The sequence below is a fragment of the Streptomyces sp. TRD_SC_5 genome, assembly GCF_056836825.1.
The window spans coordinates 4,226,403-4,241,201 of record NZ_JBWZZS010000001.1; the positions used below are offsets into that span (position 1 = coordinate 4,226,403).

The 14,799-nt window shown below is 70.4% G+C and carries 10 protein-coding genes; 9 read left to right on the plus strand and 1 reads right to left on the minus strand.

Annotated elements, in window-relative coordinates; translation table 11 throughout:
* The first annotated feature begins 28 nt into the window (after positions 1-28).
* Positions 29-1,249, plus strand: coding sequence for an amidohydrolase family protein (locus tag AC1P0E_RS19670; protein WP_482743458.1), 1,221 nt, complete (start codon positions 29-31; stop codon positions 1,247-1,249).
* A 28-nt stretch (positions 1,250-1,277) separates the two neighbouring features.
* Here the strand turns inward: AC1P0E_RS19670 and AC1P0E_RS19675 are convergent, their stop codons facing one another.
* Positions 1,278-2,129, minus strand: a complete 852-nt coding sequence (locus AC1P0E_RS19675; RefSeq protein ID WP_482743459.1) for a hypothetical protein — start codon at positions 2,127-2,129, stop codon at positions 1,278-1,280.
* Between the two features lie 277 nt (positions 2,130-2,406).
* Between AC1P0E_RS19675 and AC1P0E_RS19680 the strand changes: the two genes are divergently transcribed.
* The 8 genes from AC1P0E_RS19680 to AC1P0E_RS19715 all read left to right on the plus strand — a co-directional run bounded on the left by AC1P0E_RS19680 (position 2,407) and on the right by AC1P0E_RS19715 (position 14,792).
* Positions 2,407-3,327 (plus strand): LLM class F420-dependent oxidoreductase, encoded by a 921-nt coding sequence (locus tag AC1P0E_RS19680; protein WP_482743460.1) that lies wholly within the window; start codon positions 2,407-2,409, stop codon positions 3,325-3,327.
* 12 nt (positions 3,328-3,339) lie between these two features.
* A complete protein-coding gene (locus AC1P0E_RS19685; protein WP_482743461.1) occupies positions 3,340-4,125 on the plus strand; it encodes an SDR family NAD(P)-dependent oxidoreductase in 786 nt (261 codons plus the stop codon).
* 94 nt (positions 4,126-4,219) lie between these two features.
* A complete protein-coding gene (locus AC1P0E_RS19690) occupies positions 4,220-5,350 on the plus strand; it encodes an LLM class flavin-dependent oxidoreductase (RefSeq protein ID WP_482743462.1) in 1,131 nt (376 codons plus the stop codon).
* A 228-nt stretch (positions 5,351-5,578) separates the two neighbouring features.
* Positions 5,579-7,321 (plus strand): N-acyl-D-amino-acid deacylase family protein, encoded by a 1,743-nt coding sequence (locus AC1P0E_RS19695; protein WP_482743463.1) that lies wholly within the window; start codon positions 5,579-5,581, stop codon positions 7,319-7,321.
* Entirely contained in the window at positions 7,318-8,781 is a 1,464-nt protein-coding gene (locus tag AC1P0E_RS19700; RefSeq protein WP_482743464.1) for an aldehyde dehydrogenase family protein, read from the plus strand. The genes AC1P0E_RS19695 and AC1P0E_RS19700 overlap by 4 nt, the downstream gene beginning before the upstream one ends.
* Positions 8,782-9,016: 235 nt before the next feature.
* The gene (locus AC1P0E_RS19705; RefSeq protein ID WP_482743465.1) at positions 9,017-10,576 is read left to right on the plus strand and encodes an APC family permease; all 1,560 of its coding nucleotides are present in this window, start codon (positions 9,017-9,019) and stop codon (positions 10,574-10,576) included.
* Positions 10,577-10,851: 275 nt separating this feature from the next.
* Positions 10,852-12,768, plus strand: coding sequence for a helix-turn-helix transcriptional regulator (locus tag AC1P0E_RS19710; protein WP_482743466.1), 1,917 nt, complete (start codon positions 10,852-10,854; stop codon positions 12,766-12,768).
* 626 nt (positions 12,769-13,394) lie between these two features.
* Complete coding sequence (locus tag AC1P0E_RS19715; RefSeq protein WP_482743467.1) at positions 13,395-14,792, plus strand: FAD-binding oxidoreductase; 1,398 nt, start codon at positions 13,395-13,397, stop codon at positions 14,790-14,792.
* Positions 14,793-14,799: the final 7 nt, after the last annotated feature.

The window sequence follows — 14,799 nt, forward strand, 5'->3', positions numbered from 1 at the left end:
TCGTCAGATCGAGGCTACCTTGGATCGTATGGAGACCTTCCCGAAGATCATCTCGGTGGACGACCACACGGTTGAGCCCCCCAACGTCTGGCGGGACCGGCTCCCGTCCAAGTACAAGGAATCCGGCCCCCGCATCGTCCGCGCCCCGCTGAAGGAAATGACCTTCCTGGGCGGGAAGTTCGCCCCCGTGATGGGCGCGAAGGGTGACGACGGGCCGGTCGGCGACTGGTGGGTGTACGAGGACCTGCGCCGCCCCCTGACCAGGCTGGACACGGCTGTCGGGTACGACAGGGACGAGATCAGGCTCGAAGTCATCACGTACGAGCAGATGCGGCCGGGGTCCTTCTCCGTTCCCGACCGCCTCGCCGACATGGACGTCAACCACGTCCAGTCGGCCCTCTGCTTCCCGACCTTCCCGCGCTTCTGCGGCCAGACGTTCACCGAGGCCAAGGACCGCGAGCTGGGGCTCCTGGGCGTCCGGGCGTACAACGACTGGATGGTGGAGGAATGGTGCGGTCCGGATGCCCGCGGCCGCCTCATCCCCCTCACGCTCATCGCGCTCTGGGACGCTGAACTCGCCGCCGCCGAAGTCCGCAGGAACGCGGCGCGCGGTGTCCGCGCGGTCGCGTTCTCCGAGATACCCCCGCACCTGGGCCTGCCGTCCATCCACACCGACGAGTGGGACCCCTTCCTGCGCGCGTGCGACGAGACCGGCACGGTCGTCGCGATGCACATCGGATCGTCGAGCAGGATGCCGTCGACATCCGCCGACGCCCCGCCGGCGGTCGGCTCGACGATCACCTTCGCCAACTGCTGCTTCTCGATGGTCGACTGGTTGATGAGCGGCAAGTTCGAGCGCTTCCCGAATCTCAGGATCATGTACGCCGAGGGTCAGATCGGGTGGATCCCGTACATCCTGGAGCGCGCCGACGTGGTCTGGGAGGAGAACCGCGGCTGGGGCGGGGTGGCCGACAAGGTGCTGCGGCCGCCGTCCGAACTCTTCACGGAGCATGTCTACGGCTGCTTCTTCGACGACGCCTTCGGGCTGAAGAACCTCGACTCGATCGGGGTGGGCAATGTCCTGTACGAGACGGACTACCCGCACTCCGACTCCACCTGGCCCAAGTCCCGCGAGGTCGGCGAGCAGCAGATGGGTCACCTGGACGCGGACGTGGTGGACCGGATCGTACGGGGGAACGCGATCGACCTGCTCGGCCTCACCGACGATGGGCTGTGGCCGGGGCGGTGATCGGGTGTGGCCTCCGTACGCTCCTCACTCAGCCCAGCGGCCGGCGCATCTCGTCCCGTACTTCCAGCACGCGCGCGGCCACCTTCTCGAGGTCGACGTCCTCGGGGGCCTGCGACACGGTGTCCGTGCGGACCTCGGCCACGACGGCACTGGTGTTGTCGTCGGCCCAGGCGCACATGGGCACTGTGGCCGTGGTCCCGGCCTGGTCGGTGGTCGCCACCTGACAGCTCACCGACAGATCCGCACCTGCGGGCGTGATCTCCTTGGCGGGCACGACGAGAGTCACGTTCTTCCCTTCGGAAGCCCCACGCATCAGGCTCGCGCGCGCGTCCTCGGGGTCCCGGATCTGGCCGTACAACCCGGAGATGGTGATCACCTGCCCGGACTGGGCGCCGCCCTCCCCCGTGTACTGTGCCGCGACGCCCGTCCAATTCTTCATGTCGCTCTTGTCCCAGTTGCCGCTGCTCTCCTGCGGGGCGGAGCTGGACAGGTCGTCGGCCAGTGTGTGCGTCCCGCCCAGAAGGGACTTGGGCAGGGTGAGCCGGTATTCGGCGTCGGGGTAGGAGCTGGCGGGTCCTTCACCGCGGTTGGCGGCGTTGACGGCGGCCCCCGCGACCACGGCGAAGATTACGAATCCGACAATGCTCAACGTCACGATCAGCGCGGTGTTGGACTTCTTCGGCGGCTGCATCGGCGGCCCGCCCCATCCGCCGGGCTGCATCGGCGGATGCCGGCCGTACGGCTGTCCGGGGAAGGGCTGTTGCTGCTGTGGATACGGGTGCCCCCCGTGCGGTCCTGGCTGCTGCGGCTGCCCGTACGGTCCTGGTTGTGGCGGCTGCCCGTACGGACTTGGCTGCGGCTGCGGCTGTTGATGACTCATCCTGCGAGATCCCCCGTTGTGGCTCTGTTCTGCTGCTGCCCCGGCCGTTCACGGCCACAGCTTCAGCACCTCACCGCTTATACCGGCCAACCCTGTTGGCCGTTGCGTATGCGAACCGCCACGGTATCTGATCACGTGTGCGATTGGCCGGCGGTGCATGGCCTGGTGTGTGAGCCGGTGAGTCGACTCGACCCCGCCCCTTGTCTGATGGTCCGTCAGGAACGACGATGGCCACCTTGGTCAGTGACGGCCCATCAGATGAAGTGGTGGTGGTCCCATGGTGATGTACGGGATGCAGCTCCCGGTCCAGTCGCAGAGCACCCTCTACGCCGAGTCGTGGGAGGCCGAGGCCGGTCCGGAGGACCTCGCCGAGGTGGCCAGGACCGCCGACCGGTCCGGCTTCTCCTACATCGCGAGCTGCGACCACGTCGCGATCCCGCGTCGGCTGGCTGATGCGATGTCGACCGTTTGGTACGACCCCGTCGCCACCCTCTCGTTCCTCGCCGGCGTCACCGAGCGCGTTCTGCTGCTCAGCCACGTCGCCGTGGTCGGTCTGCGCCATCCGCTCGTGTCCGCCAAGCAGTACGCGACGCTCGACCACCTCTCCGGCGGCCGGCTGGTCCTCGGGGTCGGCGCCGGGCATGTGCGGGAGGAGTTCGACGCGCTGGGCGCGGACTTCGACGGGCGTGGCGGCGTACTCGACGAGACGATCGACGCGCTCAGGGCGGCGCTGGGGCCGGACGAGTACCCCGAGTTCGCGGGGGACCGGTACGCCTTCAGCGGGATGGGGCAGCGGCCGCGCCCCGCGCAGGAGCGCGTGCCCGTGTGGGTGGGCGGGTCCTCGCCCGCCGCCGTGCGCAGGGCGGCCGTGCGCGGGGACGGCTGGCTGCCGCAGGGTGATCCCCGGGGCAAGCTCCCTGCGCAGATCGGCCGACTGAGGCGCCTGCGCGAGGAGGCCGGGGTCGCCGAGCCGATCACGGTCGGGGCGATCGTCGAGCCCCTTTACGTCGGCGACGCGGCCTGGGACGTCGGGCGGCGGACGGTGGCAGGGAAGCCGGAGGCGGTCGCCGAGTCGTTGCGCGCGTACGGCGCGATGGGCGTGGACCAGATCCAGGTGCGCTTCCGCAGCAGGAGCCGTACCGAACTGACCGACCAGATGGCGGCGTTCGCCGCCGAAGTGGCCCCGCATCTGAACTGAGGGAGACCTGGTATGGGCAAGCTGGACGGGCGCGTCGTCGTCATCACGGGCGCGGCGCGCGGGCAGGGCGAGCAGGAGGCCAGGCTCTTCGTGGCGGAAGGCGCGAAGGTCGTGCTGGGCGATGTGCTGGACGAGCAGGGCGAGGCGCTCGCCAAGGAGCTGGGGGAGGGCGTCGCGGCGTACGTCCATCTCGATGTGAGCCAGGAGGCGGACTGGGTTGCTGCCGTGGCGGCCGCGAAGGACGCCTTCGGGAAGATCGACGGGCTGGTCAACAACGCGGGCATTCTCAGGTTCAACGAGCTGGTGAACACGCCGCTGGAGGAGTTCCAGCAGGTGGTGCAGGTCAATCAGGTGGGTGCCTTTCTGGGGATCAGGACCGTGGCGCCCGAGATCGAGGCGGCCGGTGGCGGGACCATCGTCAATACGGCGTCGTACACCGCACTGACGGGCATGGCTTTCGTGGGTGCGTACGCCGCCACCAAGCACGCGATTCTCGGGCTGACGCGGGTCGCGGCCGTGGAGCTGGCAGCGAAGAAGATCCGGGTCAACGCCGTGTGCCCGGGGGCTGTGGACACGCCGATGACGAATCCGGCGGCGCTGGATCCGGCGGCGGATCCGGTGGAGGCCAAGGCCGCGGTGGAGGAGCTCTACAAGAAGCTCGTGCCGATGGGGCGGATCGGGCAGCCGGAGGAGGTGGCGGCGCTGGCGCTGTTCCTGACGGGGGACGACTCGTCGTACATCACGGGGCAGCCGTTCGTCATCGACGGTGGCTGGCTGGCGGGCGTCAGTCTTTTCTGACGTGGCGTCAGGTGTTGACGGCTCGTATGGGCAGTGGAACAGTCGTGCACATCCATAACTGACGGTGTGTCAGTTTCTCCGAAGGAGAAGTACCTTGGAATTCGGGCTCTTTGTACAGGGGTACGTGCCGGCCGCGCGTGCCAAGGCCGACCCCGAGGCGGAGCACAAGGCGCTGATGGAGGAGACCGAGTACGTCATCCAGGCGGACAAGTCCGGCTTCAAGTACGCCTGGGCCTCCGAGCACCACTTCCTGGAGGAGTACTCGCACCTCTCCGCGAACGACGTCTTCCTCGGGTACCTCGCGCACGCGACTGACCGGATACACCTCGGGTCGGGGATCTTCAATCCGCTGGCGCCGGTCAACCATCCGGTCAAGGTCGCGGAGAAGGTCGCGATGCTGGACCACCTGTCGGAAGGGCGCTTCGAGTTCGGCTCGGGGCGCGGGGCCGGCAGCCACGAGATCCTCGGCTTCATGCCGGGGATCACGGACATGAACCACACCAAGGAGATCTGGGAAGAGACGATCTCCGAGTTCCCCAAGATGTGGCTCCAGGACGAGTACGTCGGCTTCCAGGGCAAGCACTGGTCGCTGCCGCCGCGCAAGATCCTCCCGAAGCCGTACGGGAAGTCGCACCCGGCGATGTGGTACGCCGCCGGGTCGCCCTCGTCGTACGCCATGGCGGGGAAGAAGGGGCTCGGGGTGCTGGGCTTCAGCGTGCAGAAGGTGTCCGACATGGAGTGGGTCGTCGAGTCGTACAAGAACGCGGTCAAGGAGGCGGAGCCGATCGGGGGGTTCGTCAACGACAACGTGATGGTGACGTCGACGGCGATCTGTGCGGAGACGCACGAGAAGGCGGTCGAGATCGCGGTGGGCGGGGGGCTGAACTACCTGCAGTCGCTGCTGTTCCGCTACCACGACACGTTTCCGCGGCCGGAGGGGATTCCGGAGTGGCCGGAGCTGTTGCCCGAGTACTCGGCGGAGATCATTGAGCTGCTCATCGCCGAGGAGCTGATGATCTGCGGGGATCCGGACGAGGTGTTCCGGCAGTGCAAGCGGTGGGAGCAGGCGGGGGCGGATCAGCTTTCGTTCGGGTTGCCGATCGGGGTGTCGCCCGAGGACACGAAGACGACGATCAAGCTGATCGGTGAGCACGTCATCCCGAAGATCGACACGGATCCGGTGCACCGGACGACGCGGTTCCGCGGGACGGCGTCGTCGGGCTGAGCGCAGCGGTGCGCCCCCTGCGGCGGGCTTGTTCCCCACCCCGCGCGGAATCCAGCCCGTCCGGCGTTTGAGGACAACGCCCGAAGGGCGTCAGGGGTCTGGGGCTTGCCCCAGTTCGGGGAGGGGCGGGTCGGGGAAAGCCCCGCGCAGCGGCGCCCGCGCCACCCGCGCCACCCGCGCCCGCGCCACCCGCGCCCGCCACCCCCACCCACCCCCGAAGGGACTGCCATGCTCGACCACCTCATCCGCGGAGCCACCGTCGTGGACGGCACCGGCGCCCCCGCCTACGTTGCCGACGTCGGCATCCGCGAAGGCCGCATCGCCGTGATCGCCGAGCCCGGCACCGTCGAAGAGCCCGCCCGTACCACCGAGAGCGCCGAAGGCTTCGTGCTCGCCCCCGGATTCGTGGACCCCCACACCCACTACGACGCCCAGCTCTTCTGGGACCCGTACGCCACCCCGTCCCTCAACCACGGCGTCACCACCGTCGCCGGCGGCAACTGCGGGTTCACCCTCGCGCCCCTGCACCCCGACCGCCCCGAGGACGCCGACTACACGCGCCGCATGATGTCGAAGGTCGAGGGCATGTCCCTCGTCGCGCTCGAAGAAGGCGCCCCGTGGAACTGGCACACCTTCGGCGAGTACCTCGACGCCCTCGAAGGCCGCATCGCCGTCAACGCCGGCTTCATGGTCGGCCACTGCGCCCTGCGCCGCCACGCCATGGGCGCCGACGCCGTCGGCGACGCGCAGCCCACCGAGCAGCAGATGGCGCGCATGGTCCAGCTGCTCCACGAGGCCATGGACGCCGGCGCGTGGGGCCTGTCCACCACCCAGTCGTCCACCCACTCCGACGGCGACGGACAGCCCGTCGCCTCCCGGAACGCCACGCCCGCCGAGCTGATCGCCCTCTCCCGCGCCGTCGGCCTGCACGAAGGCACTCAGCTGGAGGCGATCGTCGCGGGCTGCCTCGACCAGTTCACGGACGACGAGATCGACCTGTTCGTGGAGATGACGACGGCCGCCGGCCGCCCCCTCAACTGGAACGTACTGACCATCGACGCCGCCGTCCCCGAGCGCGTACCGCGTCAATTGCTCGCGAGCGAACGCGCCCGGCAGGCCGGCGGCCGGATCGTCGCCCTCACCATGCCGATCCTGACCCCCATGAACATGTCCCTCGGCACCTTCTGCGCGCTCAACCTCATCCCCGGCTGGGGCGACATCCTCTCCCTCCCCCTCTCGTCCCGCATCGAGAAGCTGCGCGATGCGGACGTACGGCGGGAAATGCTGCGCCGCGCCGACAGCAAGGAGGCCGGTGTCTTCCGGCGCCTCGCCAACTTCGAGCGGTACGTCATCGGCGACACGTACTCGGACGCCAACGAGGGCCTCAGCGGACGCGTCGTGAGCGACATCGCCGCCGAGCGCGGCCAGGACCCCTTCCACTGCCTCGTCGAGATATGCGCCAACGACCAGCTCCGGACGGTCCTGTGGCCGATGCCCGCCGACAACGACCCGGCCAGCTGGGAGCTGCGGCAGCGCACCTGGCAGCACGAGGACGTCATGCTGGGCGGCTCCGACGCCGGGGCGCACCTGGACCGGATGTGCGGGGCGCCGTACACCACGCGCTTCATCGGCGACTGCCTGCGCGGCCGCAAGCTGGTGTCACTCGAAGCGGCCGTGAAGATGCTGACCGACGACCCCGCCCAGCTCTTCGGGCTGCGCGAGCGCGGACGTATAGAGGAGGGCTTCCACGCGGACCTGGTCCTCTTCGACCCCGAGCGGATCGCGGCGGGCCCGGCCACGCTCGTGCACGACCTGCCCGGCGACAGCCCGCGACTCGACTCGAAGGCGATCGGCGTCGTGTCCGTACGCGTCAATGGCGTCGAGGCGATACGGGACGACCAGGTCACGGGGGCGGTGCCGGGCACGGTGCTGCGCTCGGGCAGGGACACGAGGACGGTGGCGACGAAGTGAGGGGTGAGGAGCAGAGGCTGTTCATCGGGGGCGAGTGGACCGAGCCCGACGGCGGCCACTACGAGGTGATCAACCCGGCCACGGAGGAGGTGGTCGGACTCGCCCCCGAGGCGAGCCGCGAGCAGGTGTACGCCGCCGCTTCCGCCGCCAGGGACGTTTTCCCGGCCTGGTCCCGTACCGCCCCCGAGGAACGCGCGGCCATCCTCGACCGGGCGGCGGACATCATCGAGCGCGACTGCGCCGCGCACGCCGAACTCGCCCGGGCGGAAAGCGGCGCCACTTCCGCGACCGCGCTCGGGATGCAGGTGGGTGTGGGCGCCGCCCGCTTCCGGCGGTACGCGCGCGGGGCGCTGGAGCCCGTGGAGACGCCGCTGCCGCCGCAGGTCAATCCGGCGGGAGCGATGGGGAAGGCGGGGGTCTTCGGCGCGCTCGCCGTACGCCAGCCGGTCGGCGTCGTCACCTGCGTCACCTCGTACAACAACCCGTGGGCCAACGCCGCCGGCAAGGTCGCTCCCGCGCTCGCCATGGGCAACACGGTCGTCGTGAAGCCCGCACCGCAGGACCCGCTGTCCGTCTACCGCATGGCGGCGGCGCTGGCGGAGGCCGGCGTACCGCCCGGTGTCGTCAACGTCGTCACCGGCTCGTCGCCCGCCGCCGGTGAGGCCGCCGTCGACTCGCCGGAGGTCGACATGGTCAGCTTCACCGGGTCGACGGCGGTCGGGCAGCGCATCGCGGAGGTCTGCGGGCGCGGCATGAAGCGCCAGCTCATGGAGCTGGGCGGCAAGGGCGCGGCGGTCGTCTTCGACGACGCGGACCTCGACTCCGCCGTCATGGGCATCGGGACGACGTTCTCCTTCTACAGCGGGCAGATCTGTACGGCGCCGACCCGGGTGATCGCCCAGCGCGGGATCTACGAGCGGCTCGTCGAGAAGCTGACCGGCTACCTCGGCTTCATGAAGGTCGGCGACCCCGCCGCCCCGGACACGGTCGTCGGCCCGGTGATCTCCGCCGCCCACCGCGACCGCGTCGAGTCGTACATCGAGCTGGGCAGGAAGGAGGGCGCCCGGCTGGTCGGGGGCGGGGCCAGGCCGGCGTACGAGAAAGGGTTCTACGTCGCTCCGACCCTTTTCGCCGACTGTACGAACGACATGCGCGTCGTCCGCGAGGAGATCTTCGGGCCCGTCGTCGTGGTGGTCCCCTTCGACGGCGGCGAGGAGGAAGGCATCGCGCTCGCCAACGACAGCGACTACGGGCTCATCGACTACGTCTGGTCGGCAGACGTGGCCAGGGCCTTCCGGGTCGCGCGGCGTCTGCGGGCGGGCGGGGTCGGGGTGAACACCGTCGGGCGCAACATGGAGGCGCCGTTCGGAGGCTTCAAGAAGAGCGGAGTGGGGCGGGACGTCGGCTCGTACGCGCTGCACGCGTACAGCGAGACGCAGGCGATCGTCTGGACCGGATGAACCGGACGAGCCCTCCGGAAAGACGTATGGGAAACTTTCTAAACGGGCATAACGGACGGTGTTGCGGTTTCCGCACCTCGGAAGTTTCAGCCAGGGCCTGGTAATGGGCGTGCGGGAGTCGCCAGCGACCTTCAATACTCAACCAATAAGTCTTCTGGTGCCGCCGAATGCAAGGATCTCTGGAGCGGAGCGAAGTGCTCCGGATGTGGAATACGCAGCCGTTAACGTCGCGCTCATGACTCATGTTGATGCACGGCCCCAGGCCGGAGACACGGTAAGCGGCGCCCCCTCGGTGGAGGGCGGCGTACGCGAGAAGGGCCTGGGCGGGAACTCCGTCGGGCTCATGGGCAACGCCGTCATCGGCATCTCCACCGTTGCACCTGTTTACTGCCTCACGGCCACGCTGGGCCCCACGGTCGGCGAGGTCGGCCTGCAGATGCCCGCGATCTTCCTGGCGGGCTTCCTGCCGATGCTGCTGGTGGCTTTCGCCTACCGCGAGCTGAACAAGGCCATACCCGACTGCGGCACCTCCTTCACCTGGTCGGTGAAGGCATTCGGGCCCCGCATCGGCTGGATGTGCGGCTGGGGCCTGCTGGTCGCCACGATCGTGGTGCTCTCGAACCTCGCCGGCGTCGCGACCTCCTTCTTCTACTTGCTCCTCGGTGAGCTGACCGGCAGTGCGGACATTGCCGCGCTCGACGACAACAAGGTCGCGCACATCCTCACCACGCTGGCGTTCATCGCCATCGCCACCGCGATCAGCTATCGGGGTATCACCGCCACCAAGTGGGTCCAGTACGCCCTGGTCGGCCTGCAGCTCGCCGTACTCCTGATGTTCGTCTACATGGCGCTCACCAAGTCCGACGAGGTCGCCAACTCGATCGACTTCTCCTGGTCCTGGATGAACCCCTTCGCGGTCGAGTCCTTCGCCGCCTTCACCGCCGGCCTGTCCCTTTCGATCTTCATCTACTGGGGCTGGGACGCCTGCCTGTCGGTCAACGAGGAGAGCACCGGCAGCGCCAAGACGCCCGGCCGCGCCGCGATGCTCGCCATGGTCGTGATCGTCGTTTCGTACCTGATGGTCGCCATCGCCGCGCAGATGTACGCCGGCGTCGGCGAGAAGGGCACCGGCCTCGGCAACCCGGAGACCTCGGACAACGTCTTCGCCGTACTCGCCGAACCGATCATGGGCTCGGGGCTGGGCATCCTGCTCTTCCTCGCGGTCGTGGCCTCCGCCGCCGCGAGCCTGCAGACCACCTTCATCCCCGTGGCGCGCACGGCCCTGGCGATGAGCACCTACCAGGCCATGCCGGCCTCCTTCTCGAAGGTGCACCCGCGCTTCAAGACCCCTGGTCGCGCGACCGTCGTGGCGGGCATCGCCACCGGCGTCTTCTACGCGACGATGACCCTGCTCAGCGAGAACGTCCTCATCGACACGATCTACGCGCTGGGCCTGATGATCTGCTTCTACTACGCGATCACCGCCTTCGCCTGCGTCTGGTACTTCCGCGGCGAGCTGCGCAAGTCGGCGCGCAACTTGATGGTCAAGGGCATCTTCCCGGGCGTCGGCGCCCTGATGCTGACCGCGGTCTTCGGCCAGACCCTGTACGACATGTGGGACCCGGCGTACGGCAGCGGCAGCTCGCTCTTCGGCGTCGGTTCGGTCTTCGTGATCGGTGTCGGCCTGCTGCTGCTCGGCGGAGTGATCATGTTCGTCATGCAGCGCGTCAGCCCGGCGTTCTTCCGTGGCGAGGTGCTGACGCAGGACACGCCGGCGCTGGTGGTCGAGGACTGAGCCGGACGGGCCGGACGGGCCGGACCGGTCGGACGTCGAACCGGTCGGACCGCTCGGATCGGTCGAACCGGTCGGATCGGTCCGTCTGGTCGGATCGGTCCGTCCGGTTGGACCGACATGCATGAGTCACAGGTCGGGGGGAGCCGTATTCGGCTCCCCCCGACCTGTTTGTCCGCCGCCTTTTGTTCGCCGCGCTGTCACCGACGGAGACCCCTGCCTCCGGTGCTGGGCGCGTGCGACCGCCCGCCCATATTCTGGGAGGGAAGGGAGCGGCCATGGCCGTCCAGGAGGCCCCCTCCATCGAGCGGGCGCGGGACGCGGCGGCCCGGGAATCCTGGGCCGAGGCATACGTCCTGCTGCGCGCCCTCGACGGCCACGCCCCGCGCGCTCTCGCCCCCGAGGACCTGGACACGCTGGCCGACGCCGCGTGGTGGGCCGGGCACGTGGACGAGTCGGTCGACGCCCGCCTGCGGGCCCACGCCGGGTACGCGGCCGCGGGGGACCACCGCAGGGCGGGCTGTGCCGCGTGGTGGCTGTACTTCGAGTACCGCGAGCTGGGGCGTCCGGCGGCGGCCGCCGGCTGGCTGCACCGGGCCCGCCACCACCTGGAGCGCGAGCCGGAGTGCCCGGAGCAGTGCTTCCTCGCCTGGACGGACGCCGAACAGGCGCAGGGACGGGCTCCCGGCGCCGCACTCGCCGCCGCGCACCGGATGTACCGCATCGCCCAGCACTCCGGCAGCCCCGACCTCATCGCCCTGAGCCGCCACGCGCACGCGGCGGTTCTGCTGGCGGACGGCCGGACGGCCGAGGGCCTCGCGCTGCTGGACGACGTGATGTGCGCGGTCACGGCCGGCGAGCTGAGCGGCATGTTCACCGGCTGGCTCTACTGTCTGGCGCTGAACCAGTGCATGGCGGCGGCGGACTTCGGGCGGGCGGTTGAGTGGACGGACGCGGCGATGGCGTGGTGCTCGGTTGCTTGGTCGGAGCACGTGGGGAGGTCGTCGAGGCCGTCGTCCGAGCAGTCGTCCGTACGGCCGTCCACGTCGGCGCCCGTACCGCCATCCGTACCGTCGTCCGAGCCGTCGTCTGCGCCGTCGTCTTCCACTCCCGGTGCCGGGCAGGTGCAGCGGCTTCGAGGGGCCGATGAGCGATCGCCGTCCCCGGCAGCGGCCTTCGCCTCCCCGGGCGGTACGGGCCGTGCCACGCCCACGCCCCTCACGGACAACCCCTTCCGCGGACTCTGCCGCGTACACCACGTCGAGGTGCTCGACCTCCTCGGCGCATGGTCACGCGCGGCGGCGGAGGCGGAGAGGGTCTGCGAGGAGGTCATGCCGGACTGCCTCGAGGCCGCCGCGGCGGCCCACTACGCCGCCGGGGAGATCATGCGCCGCCGGGGTCACCTCGACGCCGCCGCCATCTCCTACGCCCACGCCCACGGGCTCGGTCGTATCCCGCAGCCCGGCCTTGCCCTGCTGCGTCTGGCCCAGGGAAAGGCAGACGCAGCCGTGACCGGCCTGCGGCTGGCCCTGGCCTGCCAGAGCGCTGCGCCCCCCGACCTGCTGGGCCGCGCCCGGTTGCGTGCCGCCCAGACGGAGGTGGCGCTGGCGGTGGGGGACGTGGACGGCGCCACCCACGCGGTCGCGGAGCTTGAAGCGCTCGCCGCCGGTGGCCGCCCTCCGGCGTCCGCCGCGACCCTGCTGAGCGCGATGGCCGACACCGCCCGGGGCGCGCTGGAACTCGCCCGGCACGGCGCGCGGGACCCCGACGAGGCGCTGGGGCCCCTGCACCGGGCGCTGGCGGATTGGCTGGAACTGCGGATCCCGTACGAGGCGGCGCAGGTACGCATGCTGCTCGCTGCAGCGGACCGTGCGGCCGGCGACGACGAGGCGGCCCGACTGGAGCTGCGGGCCGCCAGGACGGCATTCGAGCAGCTGGGCGCGATTCCCGATGCCCGGCGCGCGGCGGTTCTGCTGAACGAGAGGCAGCGCGGGACGCTGCCCGGCGGGCTCACCCCGAGGGAGGTCGAGGTCCTGCGCCTGGTCGCGGCGGGCGGCACGAACCGGGACATCGCCCGGGAACTGGTGATCAGCGAGCACACGGTGGCCCGCCACCTGAACAACATCTTCGCGAAACTCGGCGTAACTTCCCGAGCCGCCGCGACGGCGTACGCCTACTCCCACAACGTGGCCTGACGACAGCACTGCACGGCCACCCCCTTCCCGAAACTGGGCGTAAGCCCCCAACTTCCTGAGCCCAGTCCCCAGCCCCAGCCTCCTGACCCCAGCCTCCTGACCCCAGCCTCCTGACCCGGCCCCCAGCCCCCAGAGCCCGGGCCCCACTGCCAGCCCCCGGGCCCTGCCCCCGGCCCCCCGGGCCCTGCCCCCGGCCCCCCGGGCCCTGCCCCCGGCCCCCCGGGCCCTGCCCCCGGCCCCCCGGGCCCTGCCCCCGGGCCCTGCCCCCGGGCCCTGCCCCCCGGGCCCCGCCCCAGATGCCCTGACCGCAGCACGCACCCCCGCCCGCCACCTCCAGCCCCTCCGGCGTTTGAGGAGCGGGGTCTGGGGCGGAGCCCCAGTTCGGGAAGGGGCGGGGTGGGGAAAGAGCCCCGCGCAGCGGCGGCGCTCCCGCACCCGCCTCGTACGGGCGGCGGCCGCGCACCCGCATCCGCACCCGCCCCCGCCCCCGCATGGGCCGTACTGCCCATGCCCGGGCCCCACCCGACGTGGGTGGTACATGCGATGCCCAGGGCGGAGCCCGCGACGTATAACGGACGTATGAACGCACTCCGCACTCCTCGCGCCCCCGAAAGCCCGTGCCCGCCATGACCACGCTCACCACTCCACCCGCAGGCCCCGCCGACCTCACCCTCGAGCCGCTGCGCGTCACCGTGCGCGGTGATGTCGTAGGGCCGGAAGACCCCTCGTACGACCAGGCCCGCCGCGTCTACAACGCGATCCACGACCGCAGTCCGGCCGTCGTCGTCCGGGCCGTGAACGCCGGTGACGTCGTCGCCGCCGTACGGTTCGCCCGCGACCACGAGCTGCCCCTCGCCGTCCGCGGCGGCAGCCACGCCGTCGCCGGATACGGCACCTGCGACGGCGGTCTCGTCGCCGACCTGTCCCGGATGCGCGCGGTCCGCGTGGACCCGGCGGCCCGTACGGCCCGCGCCGAGGGCGGCTGCACCTGGGGCGACTTCAACCACGCCACGCACGCGTTCGGCCTCGCCACCACCGGCGGAGCCGTCTCCACCACCGGAATCGCCGGCCTCACCCTCGGCGGCGGCATGGGACATCTCTCCCGCCGCTGCGGCCTGTCCTGCGACAACCTGCTCTCCGCCGATGTCGTGACCGCCGAAGGCACCCTCCTCACCTGCGACGCCGACCAACACCACCCCGACCTCTTCTGGGCGCTGCGCGGCGGAGGCGGCAACTTCGGCATCGTCACCTCCTTCGAGTACCGGCTGCACCCCGTGAGCGACATCCTCGGCGGCCTCACCTTCTATCCGCTCGACGGCGACGTGGCGCGCCAGTGGCAGGGCATGAACGCCGAGGCCCCGGAGGAGCTCAACTCACTCTTCGCCGTACTCCTCGGACCTCAGGCCCCGTTCCTGCCCGAGCGCTGGCACGGCCGCCCGGTCTGCGCAGTGCTGACCTGCTTCAGCGGCCCCGCCGCAGACGACGACAAGGTCCGCGCCCGCCTGAACGCCCTCGGCCCCGTCATCGGCCAGTACCTCGACCGGATGCCGTACCCCGCGATCAACACCCTGTTCGACGAGGACCTGCCGCCCGGCCTGTACCACTACTGGAAGGGCAACTTCAGCCGCGAACTGACCGACGGCGCCATCGATGTCCACATGACGTACGGCGCGACGATCCCCTCGATGGAGAGCGACACCGTCATCTTCCCGATCGACGGCGCCTGCCAGCGCGTCGGCGCCGAGGACACCGCGTTCGCCTACCGCGACGCCACCTTCTCCGCTGCCTTCGGAGCCAGTTACACCGATCCCGCCGACACCGAGCGCAACATCGCCTGGACCCGTGCGTACGACGCGGCCCTGCGCCCGCACACCGAGGACGCCGGCTACATCAACTTCATGGGAGCCGATGACCAGGACCGCGTGCGTACCAACTACCGCCAGAACTACGACCGGTTGCGATCGATCAAGCGCCAGTACGACCCCGGGAACGTCTTCCGTATGAACCACAACATCGCTCCTTGACGAGGCC